This is a genomic window from Nocardioides soli (genome assembly GCF_014191495.1).
GTDB classification, from domain to species: domain Bacteria; phylum Actinomycetota; class Actinomycetes; order Propionibacteriales; family Nocardioidaceae; genus Nocardioides; species Nocardioides soli.
In genome coordinates, this window is sequence record NZ_JACHWR010000005.1 from 31936 (window position 1) to 47103 (window position 15168).

Annotated in this window: 14 protein-coding genes; 4 read left to right on the forward strand and 10 right to left on the reverse strand. The window is 73.7% G+C overall.

All coding sequences use genetic code 11. From position 1 onward, the window contains the following. The 8 genes from FHU40_RS24395 to FHU40_RS24430 form a co-directional block, all read right to left on the reverse strand. Nucleotides 1-876: a patatin-like phospholipase family protein gene (locus FHU40_RS24395; protein WP_183595120.1), complete on the reverse strand. Its 876-nt coding sequence runs from the start codon at nucleotides 874-876 to the stop codon at nucleotides 1-3. Nucleotides 877-895: 19 nt separating this feature from the next. Beyond that, nucleotides 896-1714, reverse strand: coding sequence for an SDR family oxidoreductase (locus FHU40_RS24400; RefSeq protein ID WP_183595121.1), 819 nt, complete (start codon nucleotides 1712-1714; stop codon nucleotides 896-898). 107 nt (nucleotides 1715-1821) lie between these two features. Beyond that, on the reverse strand, nucleotides 1822-3315 hold the full coding sequence (locus tag FHU40_RS24405) for a carboxyl transferase domain-containing protein (RefSeq protein WP_183595122.1): 1494 nt from the start codon (nucleotides 3313-3315) through the stop codon (nucleotides 1822-1824). A 92-nt stretch (nucleotides 3316-3407) separates the two neighbouring features. Next, complete coding sequence (locus FHU40_RS24410) at nucleotides 3408-4427, reverse strand: NAD-dependent epimerase/dehydratase family protein (RefSeq protein WP_221200269.1); 1020 nt, start codon at nucleotides 4425-4427, stop codon at nucleotides 3408-3410. A 34-nt stretch (nucleotides 4428-4461) separates the two neighbouring features. Further along, nucleotides 4462-5919 carry a M1 family aminopeptidase gene (locus FHU40_RS24415; protein WP_183595123.1) on the reverse strand — a complete coding sequence of 486 codons (1458 nt, stop codon included), beginning with the start codon at nucleotides 5917-5919 and terminating at the stop codon, nucleotides 4462-4464. Then, the gene (locus FHU40_RS24420) at nucleotides 5916-6482 is read right to left on the reverse strand and encodes an RNA polymerase sigma factor (RefSeq protein WP_183595124.1); all 567 of its coding nucleotides are present in this window, start codon (nucleotides 6480-6482) and stop codon (nucleotides 5916-5918) included. The genes FHU40_RS24415 and FHU40_RS24420 overlap by 4 nt, the downstream gene beginning before the upstream one ends. Before the next feature lie 64 nt (nucleotides 6483-6546). Beyond that, entirely contained in the window at nucleotides 6547-7362 is an 816-nt protein-coding gene (locus FHU40_RS24425) for an ABC transporter permease (protein WP_183595125.1), read from the reverse strand. Then, complete coding sequence (locus FHU40_RS24430; RefSeq protein WP_183595126.1) at nucleotides 7359-8255, reverse strand: ABC transporter ATP-binding protein; 897 nt, start codon at nucleotides 8253-8255, stop codon at nucleotides 7359-7361. The genes FHU40_RS24425 and FHU40_RS24430 overlap by 4 nt, the downstream gene beginning before the upstream one ends. Before the next feature lie 148 nt (nucleotides 8256-8403). Here FHU40_RS24430 and FHU40_RS24435 point away from each other — a divergent pair, with 148 nt between their 5' ends. Further along, on the forward strand, nucleotides 8404-9861 hold the full coding sequence (locus FHU40_RS24435; RefSeq protein WP_246391538.1) for a serine/threonine-protein kinase: 1458 nt from the start codon (nucleotides 8404-8406) through the stop codon (nucleotides 9859-9861). Nucleotides 9862-9888: 27 nt separating this feature from the next. Here the strand turns inward: FHU40_RS24435 and FHU40_RS24440 are convergent, their stop codons facing one another. After that, entirely contained in the window at nucleotides 9889-10530 is a 642-nt protein-coding gene (locus FHU40_RS24440) for a hypothetical protein (RefSeq protein ID WP_183595128.1), read from the reverse strand. Nucleotides 10531-10618: 88 nt separating this feature from the next. On the opposite strand from FHU40_RS24440, the gene paaN reads away from it, so the two are divergent. Next, nucleotides 10619-12283: a phenylacetic acid degradation protein PaaN gene (gene paaN / locus FHU40_RS24445; RefSeq protein ID WP_343058036.1), complete on the forward strand. Its 1665-nt coding sequence runs from the start codon at nucleotides 10619-10621 to the stop codon at nucleotides 12281-12283. Between the two features lie 352 nt (nucleotides 12284-12635). Continuing rightward, nucleotides 12636-14060 (forward strand): DHA2 family efflux MFS transporter permease subunit, encoded by a 1425-nt coding sequence (locus tag FHU40_RS24450; protein WP_183595130.1) that lies wholly within the window; start codon nucleotides 12636-12638, stop codon nucleotides 14058-14060. 3 nt (nucleotides 14061-14063) lie between these two features. Here FHU40_RS24450 and FHU40_RS24455 read toward each other — a convergent pair whose 3' ends face one another. Next, complete coding sequence (locus FHU40_RS24455; protein WP_183595131.1) at nucleotides 14064-14471, reverse strand: hypothetical protein; 408 nt, start codon at nucleotides 14469-14471, stop codon at nucleotides 14064-14066. A 70-nt stretch (nucleotides 14472-14541) separates the two neighbouring features. Between FHU40_RS24455 and FHU40_RS24460 the strand changes: the two genes are divergently transcribed. After that, nucleotides 14542-15162 (forward strand): MerR family transcriptional regulator, encoded by a 621-nt coding sequence (locus FHU40_RS24460; protein ID WP_183595132.1) that lies wholly within the window; start codon nucleotides 14542-14544, stop codon nucleotides 15160-15162. Nucleotides 15163-15168 lie beyond the last annotated feature (6 nt).

Consider the following 15168-nt stretch of genomic DNA (forward strand, 5'->3'; position numbering starts at 1 on the left):
TCAGTGGCCGGCCCGGTCGAGGGCCTCGGCCGTGAGGTTGCGGCCCAGGTCGATCATCTCCGCCGCGCGGTGGAAGTCGAGCGACCTCGCGGCCGACACTGGGACCGTCACCAGCACGTCCGGCGGCAGGCCGGCCATCCGGTAGCGCGTGACGATGCCCTGCATCGCGTCCATCGACAGCCCCACCACGTCGGAGATGCGCAGGTCCTCGAACGGGTCGTGCGGCTCGGCATCCCGCTCGCGCCCGACGGTACGACGTACCCGTTCCACCAGCTCGCCGCGCCAGGTCGAGGGCGCCGCCTCGCGGGCGGGGGTGTTGGGCTCGCGCGCGCTGCGGTCGCCCGACAGCGAGATCGCGACGGTGAGGTCGGCCGCGGCGGCGGCGGTCGGCTCGATGGGGACCGGGTTCATCAGGCCGCCGTCGACGAGGAGGCGGCCGTTGACGACCACCGGTGTGATCACGCCGGGGATCGCGATCGAGGCCCGGAGCGCGGAGACCAGCGGACCGCGCTGGAACCACACCTCGCGCCGGGCGCGGAGGTCGGTCGCGACCGCGGTGAAGGGGATCGGCAGGTCCTCGATCAGCCGGTCGTCGACGATCCGCTCGACCTCGGCGAAGACCCGCTCGGCGGCGATCGCGCCGCCCGCCGACCACTTCGGGTCGAGCAGCCGCACGACCGCCCCCTGGGTCAGTCCGCGGGCCCAGGTCGTGTACTCGTCGAGCACGCCCGCGGCGTACAGGCCGCCCACCAGTGCGCCCATCGACGAGCCGGCGACCGCGATCACCTCGTGGCCCCGCTCCTCGAGCTCGGCGATCGCGCCGATGTGCGCGTAGCCGCGAGCGCCGCCGGAGCCGAGCACGAGGGCGACGCGCATGCCCCGAGCGTACGGCGGGCTACGGCTCGATGCCCGTGACCTCCCAGCCCGGCGGGGCGATCGGGTGCAGCATCGCGTCGGTGCCGCCGTCGACGAAGAGCACCGCTCCGACGATCGCCGCCGCGGCGTCGGAGAGCAGGAAGCAGATCGTGGCGGCCACCTCCTCCGGCCGCCCGGTGCGGCCGATGGCGTTCGGGTACGCGTCGATCGCCGGGCCGAGGAGCGGGTCGGCGCGCATCTGCTCGACCATCGGCGTCTCGGTCGCGCCGGGCGCCACCGAGTTGAGCCGGATCCCCGCGCCCGCCCACTCCGGCTTCACGCCCTCGCGGCGCGCCCACCACGCCAGGGCCGCCTTGCTGGAGGGGTAGACCATCACCGAGTCGACCCGCGCTGCCTCCGCGCGGGCCGTCGGCTCGTCGCCGCGCAGGCAGGCCTGGGCGACCGGGGCGTTCCAGCCGGGCATGCCGGTGATGGAGTTCGACGCCAGCAGCACGACGCCCGCGCCGCCGTCCGCCGCGCCGCGGGTCAGCTCCTCGTGCAGGCCGGTGACCAGCGCGATCGCCCCGAAGAAGTTGATCGACACCAGCAGCGCGGAGTCGACGCCGGTGCGCCCGGCGATGCCGGCCGCCGGCACCAGCCCGTGGAGCGTGTCGGTGAGCGCGCGTACGCCGTCGACCGCCCGCACACGGCCGTCGGGCGTCGACAGGTCGGCCACCACGTCGACCCCGTCGGTCGCCGTACGGTCGATGCCGATCACCCGGTGCCCCTGGTCGCGCAGCTGCCGGGCGGTCGCCGCCCCGATGCCCGACGCCGCCCCGCTCACGGCGTACGTCCTCATGAGCGGTGACTGTAACGCGTTCTAGGTAGGCGGTGGCGGCTGTAACGCCGGGTTAGCAGCTGTCTCCACCAGGTTGCAGCACCGTGGGAACAGTCGGTAACCCGGCGTTACAGGTAACGCCGCGCCCGGTCCGCCGGCGACCCCGGCCCCGCGTCGAGCAGCGCGGCCAGCTCGTGCTCGAGCACGGCGCCGACCCGCTGGCAGAACGCCTCGGGCTCGTCGGCCGCGTCGGGAAGCTCGGCGACGATCCGGTCGACGATGCCGCGGTCGCGCAGGTCGAGGGCGCGCACCTTCTGGGCCCGCGCCATCTCGGGAGCGTGGTCGAGATCGCGGTGCACGATCGCGCTGGCGCCCTCGGGCGGGAGCGGGGAGAGCCACGCGTGCTGGGCGGCGATCACCCGGTCGGCGGGCAGGAACGCCAGCGCGCCGCCGCCGTTGCCCTCGCCGAGCATCAGGCAGAGCGTGGGGGCCTGCACGGTGACCAGCTCGTTGAGGCAGCGGGCGATCTCACCGGCCATGCCGCCGTTCTCGGCCTCGGCCGACAGCGCCGCGCCGCGGGTGTCGATCACGGTCACGAGCGGCAGGCCGAGGTCGGCGGCCAGGCGCATGCCGCGCTGGGCCTCGCGCAGCGCCTCCGGGCCCATCGGGTGCTCCTCGGTCTGGCCGCGCCGGTCCTGGCCGAGGAAGACGCACGGCGCCTGGCCGAACCTCGCCAGCGCGATCAGCAGGCCGGGGTCGCGCTCGCCCTGACCGGTGCCGTTGAGGGGGATCACGTCGCTGGCGGCGTACCGCAGCAGCCGTCGTACGCCGGGCCGGTCGGGCCGCCGCGAGCGCACCACGGCGTCCCAGGTCTCCACCTCGGGCAGCGGCGTGAGCGGCACCGGCGCCGGCACCGGCTTGATGCCGTGCCGGGGCGCCAGCAGGATCGCGAGCGCGCGGTCGAGGATGCCGGCGATCTCCTCGGGGGGCAGGACGGCGTCGATGATGCCGCGCGCGTAGAGGTTCTCCGACGTCTGCACGCCCTCGGGGAACGGCTTGTCGTAGAGCGCCTCGTAGACCCGGGGCCCCAGGAAGCCGATCAGCGCGCCCGGCTCGGCCACCGTCACGTGACCCAGCGAGCCCCACGACGCCATCACCCCGCCGGTCGTGGGGTGGCGCAGGTAGACGAGGTAGGGCAGCCCGGCCGCCTTGTGCGCCGCGACCGCCTCGGTGATGCGCACCATCTGCACGAACGCCGGCGTGCCCTCCTGCATCCGCGTGCCGCCGCTGACCGGGCCCGCGAGCAGCGGGAGTCCCTCACGGGTGGCCCGCTCGATCGCGGTGACCAGTCGGTCCGCGGCGGCGCGACCGATCGACCCGGCGAGGAAGCGGAACTCGCCCATCACGACCGCCACCCGCCGACCGTGCATCAGGCCCTCGCCGGAGAGCACCGACTCGTCGACGCCGCTCTTCTCCCGAGCGGCCGCGAGCTCCGCGGCGTACTCGTCGGAGATGTCGCCGTACGTCGGCGCGGTGTCCCACGAGGTCCAGGAGCCCTCGTCGAGGACCAGGTCGATCAGCTCGTTGGCGGAGAGGCGAGCGGGGCGCGGCGCGGTCGTCATTCCCCGAGGCTAGTGCTCGATCGCGTGCGTGCTGACGTCATCTCTTGCCGTTCCTGGCGCCCGGGATTGGCAGGAGATGTGCCTGCCCGGGGTCAGTCCCGCGCCCGCCAGGCATCGAGGACCGCGGCCTCCCGCTCGCGCGTCAGCCCCGTGACGGCCGCGTCCGGCGTGGCCCGCTGCCACGCAAGGGTGTCGCGGGCGGTGTCCGCGACCGGGCGCAGCACCAGGCCGGCGGCGTACGACGGCGCCGGGTCGTGGCTGCCCAGGCCGTCGTACTCGGGCCGGGGGAGCCACAGCGGCAGCGCCTCGGGACCCATCCACGGCTGCACGCCCTGGTCGGCGAGGAACTCCTGGGGCACCCAGGTCAGGTCGGCGTCGCCATCGACGCCGTCGGCGACGCGGGCGAGGAGCGTCCCGAGCGGCAGCACCTCGCCGACGCCGTCGTAGTCGCCAGCGGTGCGCTGCTCGGCGCAGGTGACGATCCACGCCGCCAGGTCGCGCGCGTCGATCACCTGCATCCGGTCCTCCGGCCGGCCGCCGGCGAGCGCCTCCCCGCCGTCGGCGAGCCGTGCCGGCCAGTAGCTGAACCGGCCGGTGGGGTCGCCCGGGCCGACGATCAGCCCGGGCCGGATCACGGTCCACGACGCGGCGCCGTCGCGGACGATCTCCTCGCACGCGACCTTCATCGGCCCGTAGGCGTCCGGGTCCTGCGCCAGGTCGACGTCGTCCGGCTGCGGGTCGCGCAGCGGCAGCGAGCCCGGTCGACCGCCGGGCGTCGAGTCGTCGGCGTACACGTTGACGGTCGAGACGAAGACCCAGTGCGCGGCCGGCCAGGCCGCGACGGCGCTGCGCACCCACGACGGCATCCGGCCGACGTCGACGACCGCGTCGTACGCCGTGTCCGCGAGCTCGGCGGGCACGGCCTCGCCGCGGTCCCAGCGGACGAACGCCGCGCCGTCGGGAACCGGTCCCGACGACCCGCGGTTGGCGCACGTGACGTCGTGGCCGCGGGCCACCGCCTCCGCCGCGACCGCCTTGGACAGGAACACCGAACCGCCGAGCACCAGGATCTTCACGGCCGCCACGCTGTCGAGGATCCGCTCGCGGGGCAAGCGATTCCGCCCAGGGCAGACGGGTCGCGGACCGTCAGGAGACGCGCTCCGGCGTGGTCGACCCGAGCAGCCAGTCGTCGAAGAAGCCCGACAGGTCCTCGCCCGACCGCTCCGACCACCACGTCGTGATGTCGTCGTAGTCGGCGTTGCCGTTGTCGTGGGTGGCCGGCCACTCCCGGACCAGCCGCCAGAAGAGGTCGTCGCCGATCCGCTTGCGCAGCTCGTCCCACATCAGGCCCGGGGTCGTGTAGATGTTGGACGCCCCGAAGGCGGCGGGGTCGTAGTCGGCCGGCGGCCCGAAGCTCCGGCGCAGCTCGCCGTCCTGCTCCGCCCAGTAGTCCATGGTCTGCTCGAGCGGCTGGTCCTGCGCCTGGTCCTGCCAGGTGGCCTGGAGGAACATCGCCATGCCCTCGCTCATCCACACGTCGCGCCAGTCGACCGGGGTGACCTGGTCGCCGTACCAGTGATGGGCGATCTCGTGCACGAGCACCTCCGGCGAGGTGGCGTACGCCGTGTCGCCGAGGGTGATCATCGTCTGCGTCTCCATCCCGCTCCGGGAGTCGACGACCACGAACCCGAGCGAGTCGAAGGGGAACTCCCCGAGCCGCGCCTCCAGCCAGGCGAGGGCCGACGGGGCGAGGCGCAGCCGGTCGAGGAGGTCGTCGCGGCCGGGCGGGGTCCAGTACGTCATCGGCACGCCCGACGCCGAGCGGTCCTTGGTCTCCACCAGATCGCCGATCGCGATGGTGACGAGGTACGACGCGGCCGGCTCGTCCAGCGTCCAGCGGGTCACCGTCCGCCCGTCCCGCTCCGCCCGCGAGCGGAGCCGGCCGTTGGCGACGCCGACCCACGGAGTCGGCACGGTGATCCGGAAGTCGTAGAGCGCCTTGTCGGAGGGCTGGTCGTTGACGGGGTACCACGAGTAGGCGCCGTACGGCTCCTGCATCGTCCAGACCTCGCCGTCGGCGGTCGTGGTCCAGCCGACGGTGTCGAAGTCGCTGCGCTTGGTCGGTGCCGGCACCGGGCGCGGGACGCCGGAGTAGTCGACGACCAGCGTGTAGCGACGATCCTCGCGCACGGGGTGGGAGACCACGAGGTCCTTGCCGGTGTGGGCGAACTCGGCCGCCTCGCCGTCGACGGTCACGCGAGCCACGGTGAGGTCGCCGGAGAGGTCCAGCTGGAGCCGGTCGGCGTCCTCGGTCGAGCGCAGCCGCAGCCGTTCGCGGCCCTGCAGGGTGCTGGTGTCGGGGTCCCAGGTGAGGTCGAGCCGGTAGTGGAGCGCGTCGACGCCGGGGTCGCCGACCTCCGGGTAGACCCGGTCCTCCACGGGGTCGCTCGACCCGAGCGGGCTGGCCGTCGGGGACGACGGGGCGGAGGGCTCCGGCGAGGGTGCCGCCGACACGCCGGCCCCGGGCCGGTCCTGGTCGGACGTGCAGGCGCCGAGGAGCAGGGCCGCGGCGAGGGCGGCCGCGAGCGCGGACCGAGGCCTCACTCGCCGCCCCGCAGCAGCGGCCGGGCGAGCTTGCGGCCGTGGTGGATCTGGGCCTTCACGGTGCCGAGCGGCGCGCCGACCTGGCGGGCGATCTCCTCGTAGGAGAGGCCGTAGACGTCCCGCAGCAGCAGCGGCTCGACGAACTGCGGGTGGTCCCGCTCGATGGTCTCCATCGCCTCGAGCAGGTCGAGGCGGGTGCCGGCGATGACGCTGGTGGTGCGCGGGTCCGGGCGCTCGATCGCGGCGTGCTCCGTCGGGTCGTGGGGCGTGGCCTGCCTCTTCATCCGGCGGTACGTCGAGCGGGCGCTGTTCATGGCGACGACGTGCAGCCAGGTCGTGAACCGGCCCCGCCCGTTCCACGACCCGATCTTGGCGGCCACGTTGATCAGCGCGTCCTGGCAGGCGTCCTCGGCGTCCGGCAGGTGGGGCAGCACCCCGCGGCAGACGTTGAGCGCGCGCGGCCGGACCGCGGCGAGCAGGGTCTCCAGCGCGTCGCGGTCGCCCGCCTGGGCGCGGCGCGCGAGCTCGTCGATCTGGTCGGGACCCAGTCCCTGGTCGGTCATGCGGCAAACCCTTCCCCGTCGTCCGCACCATTGTGCTGGACGACGGGGAAGGGTGACCGACTCGTTACTTCACCTCGGAGCGCAGCACCATCCAGACGCCGACGGTCAGCGGGATGACCAGCCAGACGAGGCCGGTCACGCCGAGCTGGGCCCACTGCTCGCCGCTCACGCTGCCCTCGAAGAGCGAGCCCTGGGCGTAGTTGAAGTCGAGCCACGGCTGCTTGTCGGCGAACCACTCCTGGGTCTCGGCCAGCACGGTGGTCACGGTCGGCAGCACCAGGCTGTAGACGAAGTAGCCGACGATCGCGCCGGGCGAGTTCCGGATCAGCACGCCGAGCATGAAGCCGACCGCCATGCCGAGGATGTTGGCCAGGATGATGTAGCCGAGCTCCTGCGCGGAGACGTTCCACACCGTGTCGACGCCGGCGATCGCGCTGCCGACCACGTTGCCGAGGGCGCCGATCGCGGCGGCGAGCAGCATCGAGGTGACACCGACGACGAGCGCGACGAGCGCCTTCGCCCGGATCACCCGGCCGCGGTGCGGCACGAGCGTGAACGACGTGAGCCCGGTGCGCTGGCTCCACTCGCTGGTCACCGAGAGGATCGCCACCATCGGGAGGATCACGGCCATCGGGAAGCCGACCGCGGTCGCGAACGCCTCGTAGTCGAGCTGGTCGTCGGGTGCGAACAGGATCGTGGCGGTGGTGGCGACCACCGCGAGGATCGCGATCCCGGCCATCAGCCAGAAGCCGGAGCGGGTGTCGAACGACTTGCGCAGCTCGACGGCGACGATCCGGGACATGGGGATGCGGGCGGGAGCGGGCCGCGCCCTGGTGGCGACCGTCGTCTCGACGGCTTCCTCGACAGTGCTCGCGGTCATGCTGCAACTCCTTCTCGCTGGGTCTCTGCGGTGAGCTCGAGGAACATCTCCTCCAGTCCGGCGCCGTCGGCGGCGCGGAGCTCGGTGAGGGCGACGCCCGCCCCCAGGGCGACCTGGCCGACCACGTCGGGGTCGGCCTCGACGCGGAGCGCGTCGGTCAGATGGGAGAACGTCAGGCCGGCCGCGGCGAGGGCGTCGGCGAGGGCCGGTACGTCGCGGGTGCGGACCAGCGTGCCTGCGGACGCGAGCAGCTCGGCCTTCGTGCCCTGCGCGACGATCCGGCCCTGGCCGATCACCACGAGGTCGTCGGCGATCACCTCGATCTCGTGCAGCAGGTGTGACGAGAGCAGCACGGTGCCACCCTGGTCGGCGTACCCGCGCAGCAGGTCGCGCATCCAGCGGATGCCGGCGGGGTCCAGCCCGTTGGCCGGCTCGTCGAGGATCAGCACCTCGGGCTCGCCGAGCAGCGCGGTCGCGATGCCGAGCCGCTGCCGCATGCCCAGCGAGTAGTTGCGGACCCGGCGGCCGGCCTCGGTGGGGGTGAGGCTGACCCGATCGAGCATCTCGTCGACCCGGTGGCGGGGCAGGCCCATGGTGCGCTGGGCGATGGTGAGGATCTCCCGGCCGGTGCGGCCGGCGTGCTGGGCGGACGCGTCCAGCAGGACGCCGACCTCGAGGCCGGGGTTCGGGAGGTCGGCGAACCGGCGCCCGCTGACCTCGGCGGTGCCGGACGTGGCCGGCGTCAGGCCGACCATGATCCGCATCGTGGTGGACTTCCCCGCGCCGTTCGGGCCGAGGAAGCCGGTGACGCGGCCGGGCCGCGCGGTGAAGGAGACGTCGTCGACGGCGGTGAAGCCGCCGTAGCGCTTGGTGAGGGAGTCGACCGTGATCATGGGCTCGAGCCTCGCGGCTGCGGCGGGTGCGCCGCATCGGGGAGATCGCGGCACCGACCCCTGAGGCGACCCCGAGTCGTCTCAGGGGCGACCCCCGAAGGCAGGAGCCGGCGTTCGGGATGGCGTTTGGGATGATGCGGCCGTGCCCATGCCCGCCCGACTCGGTCGCTACGCCGTGCGCCGCCGCATCGGCGCCGGGGCCTTCGCGACCGTCTGGCTCGCCTACGACGAGCAGCTCGACTCGCCGGTGGCGGTCAAGGTGCTCGCGGACAACTGGACCGAGGACCAGGCCGTGCGCCAGCGCTTCCTCGAGGAGGGGCGCTTCCTGCGGAAGGTGGAGTCGCCGTACGTCGTCGCCGTCTACGACGCGGGCGAGCTCGACGACGGGCGGCCCTACCTCGTGATGTCGTACGCCGACCAGGGCACGCTCGCCGACCGGCTCGGGATCGACGGGCTCGCACCCGCGCAGGCGCTGGACGTCGTCCGCCAGGTCGGCGCCGGCCTGCAGACGCTGCACGAGCGGGGCGTGCTGCACCGCGACCTGAAGCCGGCGAACGTGCTCTTCCGCGCCGTCGACGGGCGGCTGCACGCGATGGTCGCCGACCTCGGACTGGGCAAGTCGATGGAGGTCTCGTCGCGGCTGACGGTGATCGCCGGGACGCCGTCCTTCGTGTCGCCGGAGCAGGCCCAGGGCGAGCCGCTCGACCCGCGCTCGGACCTCTACTCGCTCGGGGCGCTCAGCTACCTGCTGCTGAGCGGGCGCGCGGCGTTCTCCCACGCGTCGCTCGCGGCCGCCGCGGCGCCGGGTCCGCCGCCGCCGCTCTCGACGTCGGAGCGCCCGGTCTCCGAGGCGGTGTCCGCCGTCGTCGCCCGGGCGCTCGCGGTCGACCGGGAGGCGCGGTGGCCCGACGTCGCGTCGTACGTCGGGGCGCTCGCGGACGCGCTGGGTCCGGACGTCGAGGGTGCGGACGCGGCCGCGTGGCTGCCGCTCGACCCCCAGCTGACCCAGGCCGCCGGAGCCCCGTCGCTGCTCGCAGGCCCCGAGCCGCTTCTCGGGCCGCCCGCGCCCTCCCATCGGCTGCGCCGGTGGCTGCTCGGCGGGGTGGCCGCGGCGGCGGTGCTGGCCGGGTCGGGCGCCGCGGGCTACCTGGTCGCCCAGCGCGCCGACCCCGAGGTCACGGTGACCGACGACGAGGCGGCGCTCAGCGTGACGGTGCCGGCCGCGTGGGAGCGCACGGTCGCCACCGACGGCTGGCGGCCGCCGGGCGTGGACGCCCGCTTCCCGGCGCTGTCGGTCGCCACCGGCCCGGACTGGGCCGATCCCGGATCGAGCGTCGAGGGCGTGTTCCTCGGCGTGCTGCCCGGTGACGAGCTGCCCGTGCAGCTGCCCCAGCACCCCGAGTGCGCGGAGGCCGGGGAGCGGGTCACCGACTCGGGCGGGCTGGGCCCCTCGGCGACCGTCGTCCACCGCGACTGCCCGGGCGGGTACGTCGTCGAGCGGGTGGTGCAGGTCACCGACGACCAGCTGCTCTGGGTGCAGGTGCGCAGCGCCGATCGCGGCGCCGTCAACCGGGTGCTCGACGACGTCGACGCGCACGGCATGTGAGTCCCGCTCCGCCTCGATGGCCCGGCGTCAGTAGCGGGCCGACGCCGCGACCCGCTCGACCAGGTCGGCGAGTCCCGGGCGGTCGACCTCGCGCCCGGTGACCGCGACCGTCGCGAACGCCTCGGTCGAGCCGCGTTGGGGCAGCCAGCGCTCGATCGCCACCCGCAGGTGGCCGTCCTCGATGTAGGTCGCGGTGAAGCCGTCGTCGGTGCGCTGCTCGATCACGACGTGCTCGATGTTGCCGTTGGCCTCCGCGTCCTCGAGCGCGCTGATCCGGCTCTCGCGGGCCACCGCGACCGAGACCCGGTCGCCGGCGTCGATGCCGATCCGCAGCTTGTAGGTGAAGCCGGGGTTGCCGCGCTTGGTGAAGTTCCAGTCCGGTCCCTGGAGCGCCACCCGCAGCCAGCCGCGCGGCACGTCGGCGGTCATCCGCTCCCCGGCGGCGGCGAACCGTCGGGGCCGCAGCGGCAGGTCGGTCGGCAGCGGCGCGACGCCCGGGTCGGGCACGAGGTGGTACTCGTTGACGGGGTACGACGGCGAGACCGCCGGCAGCGGCCGCGCGCCGGACGACGTGGCGGGCTCGTCGAGCAGGGCACGACCCACGGCGTACCCGGTGGCCCCGCCGACGAGCACGAGCACGAGCGCCAGCCCGATCCAGCGCACCCTCATGCGGGCCACCGTATCGGCGCGTCAACGGGTCCCGCCGGACGCCTCGATATGCCAGAGTGTGACTGGGTCCAGGCAACCGGAGGGCACCGTGAGCGACAGCTGGTTCGACCGTCATCGGGAGCGACTCGACTCTGCCGTCGCGGCGATCGCGAGCCGCGAGTTCTACTCGGCCTTCGACGAGTCGCCCTCGCCGCGGGTCTACGGCGAGGAGGCGGCGCCGGCGGGGCGCGCGGCGTTCGACGCCTGGCTGGACGGCGACTTCCCGCTGACGGCGGCGGGTGCGGAGGGCACGGTCGCGACCGAGCGCTCGCCGTACGGCTTCGAGCTGGGGGTCCGGTACCCCCACGTGACGGACCCCGACGCGCTGCTCGCGGCCGCGGCCGCCGGGATGCGGCCGTGGCGCGATGCCGGCCCCGACGGTCGCACCGCCGTCTGCCTGGAGATCCTGGACCGGCTGCACGCGCGGATCTTCGAGCTCGCCAACGCGGTGCAGCACACGAGCGGGCAGGCGTTCGTGATGGCCTTCCAGGCCGGCGGCGCGCACGCGCTCGACCGGGCGCTCGAGGCGATCGCCTACGCCTGGGTGGAGATGACCCGCACGCCGCGCACCGCGCTGTGGGAGAAGCCGGGCCGCGGCGAGCCGCTGCGCATGGAGAAGACGTTCACGATCGTGCCGCGCGGTGTCGCGCTGGTGATCGGGTGCAACACGTTCCCGACCTGGAACTCCTGGCCCGGTCTGTTCGCCTCCCTCGTCACCGGCAACGCCGTCGTGGTCAAGCCGCACCCGTCGGCGGTGCTGCCGCTCGCGATCACCGTGCAGGTGTGCCAGGAGGTGCTGGCCGAGGCCGGCTTCGACCCGCGCCTCGTCGTGCTCGCGGCCGAGGAGCGCGGCCAGAAGCTCGCCGCGACGCTGGCGCGACGGGCGGAGGTCCGGATCATCGACTACACCGGCGGCAACGCCTTCGGCGAGTGGCTCGAGGACCAGGCGCACCAGGCGGTGGTGTTCACCGAGAAGGCCGGCGTCAACACCGTGGTCATCGACTCGACCTCCGACTTCGCCGGGATGTGCCAGAACCTCGCGTTCTCCTTCTCCCTCTACTCCGGCCAGATGTGCACGGCCCCGCAGAACGTCTTCGTCCCCGCCGGCGGCATCGAGACCGACGCCGGCCACAAGAGCGTCGACGAGATCGCCGCCGGCATCGGCGCCGCGCTCGACCGGCTGCTCGGCGACGACGCCCGCGCGGTCGAGCTGCTCGGCGGCATCGTCAACACGGACATCCCCGCGCGCGTCGAGCGAGCCGCCGGCCGCGGGCGGGTGCTGGTGCCGAGCCGCGAGGTCCGGCACCCGGCGTACGCAGACGCGACGGTCCGCACCCCTTTGCTGGTCGGGCTCACCGCCGACGACGCCGACACCTACACCAGCGAGTGCTTCGGTCCGGTCGCCTACCTGATCGAGACCGCGGACACCATCGAGTCGCTCGCGCTCTTCGACCACACCGTCGCCCGGCACGGCGCGATGACCGCCTCGGTCTACTCCACCTCCGAGGAGGTCGTCGACGACATGCGCGAGGCCGCGCTCGAGGTCGGCGTGGCGCTGTCGGAGAACCTCACCGGCGGCGTCTTCGTCAACCAGTCCGCCGCCTTCTCCGACTTCCACGGCACCGGAGCCAACCCCGCCGCCAACGCCAGCTACACCGACGGCGCCTACGTCGCCTCCCGGTTCCGGGTCGTGCAGTCGCGCCGGCACGTGTGACTCGACGGGCCGTTCCGACGGTCGGTGGTTTCGAGACAGGCGCCAGCGCGCCTTCCTCAACCCCCGGCTTCGGTGGTTGAGGAGGGTGCGCTAGCAGCCGTCTCGAAGTCGCTCGCCCGCGTTGGTGGGTTTCGAGACAGGCGCCAGCGCGCCTTCCTCAACCACCGTGCGCCGGACCACGGTGGTTGAGGAGGTTGCGCTAGCAACCGTCTCGAAACCACCTCGTCGTGGCCGATTCGGCGCATCTTCGCGCCTCGACCACCGATGAGGAAGGAAATCTCGCGGGGTCTGTCGATTTCGTGATGCCTGGTTCGTGGTGAGGGTGAGAGCCCGTTCCACCGAGGAGACGACGATGACCGACCTGACCACCCGGAGCCGCTGGCTGGCGCTGTACGTGCTGTGCCTCGGTGACCTCATGATCGTGCTCGACTCCAGCATCGTGAACGTCGCCCTGCCCTCGATCCAGGAGGACCTCGGGTTCTCGCAGTCCGCGCTGGCGTGGGTGGTGAACGCCTACCTGCTCACCTTCGGCGGCTTCCTGCTGCTGTCGGGTCGCCTCGGCGACCTGCTCGGCAACCGGCGGGTGTTCCTGGGCGGGGTCGTGTCGTTCACGGTCGCGTCCGTCGCCTGCGGGCTCGCCCCGTCGGCCGGCCTGCTCGTCGTCGGCCGGGCGGTCCAGGGGCTCGGCGGCGCGGCGGTCTCGGCGGTCGCGCTCTCGCTGATCGTCGGCCTCTTCGCCGACCCGGCGGAGCGGGCGCGGGCGATGGGCGTCTTCGGGTTCGTGATGTCGGGCGGCGGCGCCGTCGGCGTCCTGCTCGGTGGCGTGCTCACCGGGCTCTTCTCGTGGCACTGGATCTTCCTGGTGAACGTGCCGATCGGCGTCGCCGTCTGGGTCGCCGCCCGACGGGTGCTGCCGGCCGACGAGGCCGTGGCGCGGCGCGGCCGCATCGACCTGCTCGGTGCCGTGCTCGTGACCGGGGCGCTGATGACGTCGGTCTACGCCATCGTCGACAGCCGGTGGGGCCTGCTGGTCGCGAGCGCCGCGCTGCTCGCCGCGTTCGTCGCGTGGGAGTCGCGGACCGCCGAGCCGCTGGTGCCGCTGCGCCTCTTCCGGCTGCGCAACGTGGCCGTCTCGCAGGTGGTGGGCGTGCTGTGGGCCGCGGCCATGTTCGCCTGGTTCTTCCTGGCCGCGCTCTACCTCCAGCAGGTGCTGGGGTACGGCGCGCTCGAGGTCGGCCTCGCCTTCCTGCCCACCAGTGCGGTGATGGCCTTCTGCTCACTGCGGGTCTCCGACCGGCTCGTGATGCGGTTCGGCATCCGCCCGCCGCTGGTGGTCGGCCTCGGCCTGGCCGCGGTCAGCCTGGCGTTGTTCTCCCGGGCCCCCGTCGGTGGCAGCTTCGTGGTCGACGTGCTGCCCTCGATGCTGCTGCTGGGCGCCGGTGCCGGCATCGCCTTCAATCCGGTGCTGCTGGCCGCCATGGGCGACGTCGAGCCGCACGAGTCCGGGCTCGCCTCCGGCGTCGTGAACACGTCGTTCATGATGGGCGGCGCGCTGGGCCTCGCGGTCCTGGTCAGCCTGTCGACCGCCCGCACCGAGTCCCTGACCGCGAGCGGCGCCGCGCCGCTGGAGGCCCTCAACGGCGGCTTCCAGATCGCGTTCGCCGCCGGTGCCGTGGCTGCCGCGCTGGCCGCGTTCGTCGGCGGTGCCTTCCTGCGGCCGAAGCCGATGGCGGCGCCGGGCGAGGCGGAGGTCGCCGAGGAGCTGAACGCGGCCTGACGGTCAACCGACCAGCAGGCCGACTCCGAGGCTCACGAGCCCGGCGGCCAGCACCACGGCTCCGGCCGGGATCATCACGACCAGGCGGTTCGGATGGTGCCGGCCGGCGCCCATCGAGGAGAGGAAGAACCCGCCCGGCATCAGCAGGGCGGCGATGGCGGCGCCGGTGCGCGCGAGCCAGTCGAGGAGGCCGCTGAGGTCCGCGGCGTCGGCGTACAGCTGGCACAGCAGCGCCACGATCAGCAGCACGCCGGCGTGGGCGTGGCCGGCGCGGGCGAACTTCTCCTGGAACGGCGTGACCCCGGCCTTCCCGCGCACGATCTGCAGCAGGTAGACCCCGCCGGACTCGACGGTGACCAGGCTCAGCAGCAGGATCCCGGCAAGGATCCGGCTCTCGTCGGAGAGCATCATCTCGAACTCCTTAGATAGTCAACTCTCCAAAAGTGTTGGATAGAACGCTATCCAATGTCAAGATCGTCCCGTGTGGATCTCCGAGCTGTCGCAGCGCAGCGGTGTGCCGGTCGCGACCGTCAAGTACTACCTGCGGGAAGGGCTGCTCCCTCACGGCGAGGCGCAGGGCGCGACCCGTGCGGTGTACGACGAGTCGCACGTGCGACGGCTGCGGCTGATCCGCGCCTTGATCGACATCGCGGGGCTGGGGCTCGACCGGGTGCGGGAGGTGCTCGGGGCGGTGGACGACGACCGGAGCGACCTGATGGCGCGGATCGGCGTCGCCCACATGGAGCTCTCGTCGCCCCCCGCGACGGAGCCGAGCGACGCGGCCCGCGAGCGGGTCTCCCGGCTCGTGCGCCGCCGGCGCTGGCACACGGACCCGGGTGCCAGCCACGCGACGGCCCTGGCCGCGGCCCTCGACACCGCGGCCGCGGCCGGTCAGCCGATGTCCGACGAGACGCTCGACGTCTACGCCGCGGCGGCCGCCGACGTCGCGCGCCGCGACCTGGCGACCACCCCCCGCCGCGACGCCGAGGACGCCACGACGTACGCCGTGATCGGCACCCTGGTCAACGAGCCGATCCTCATCTCGCTTCGCCGGATGGCCCACGAGAACCTCGCCCGTCGGCGACTGGCCCGGGCCCGTTAGCGTCGG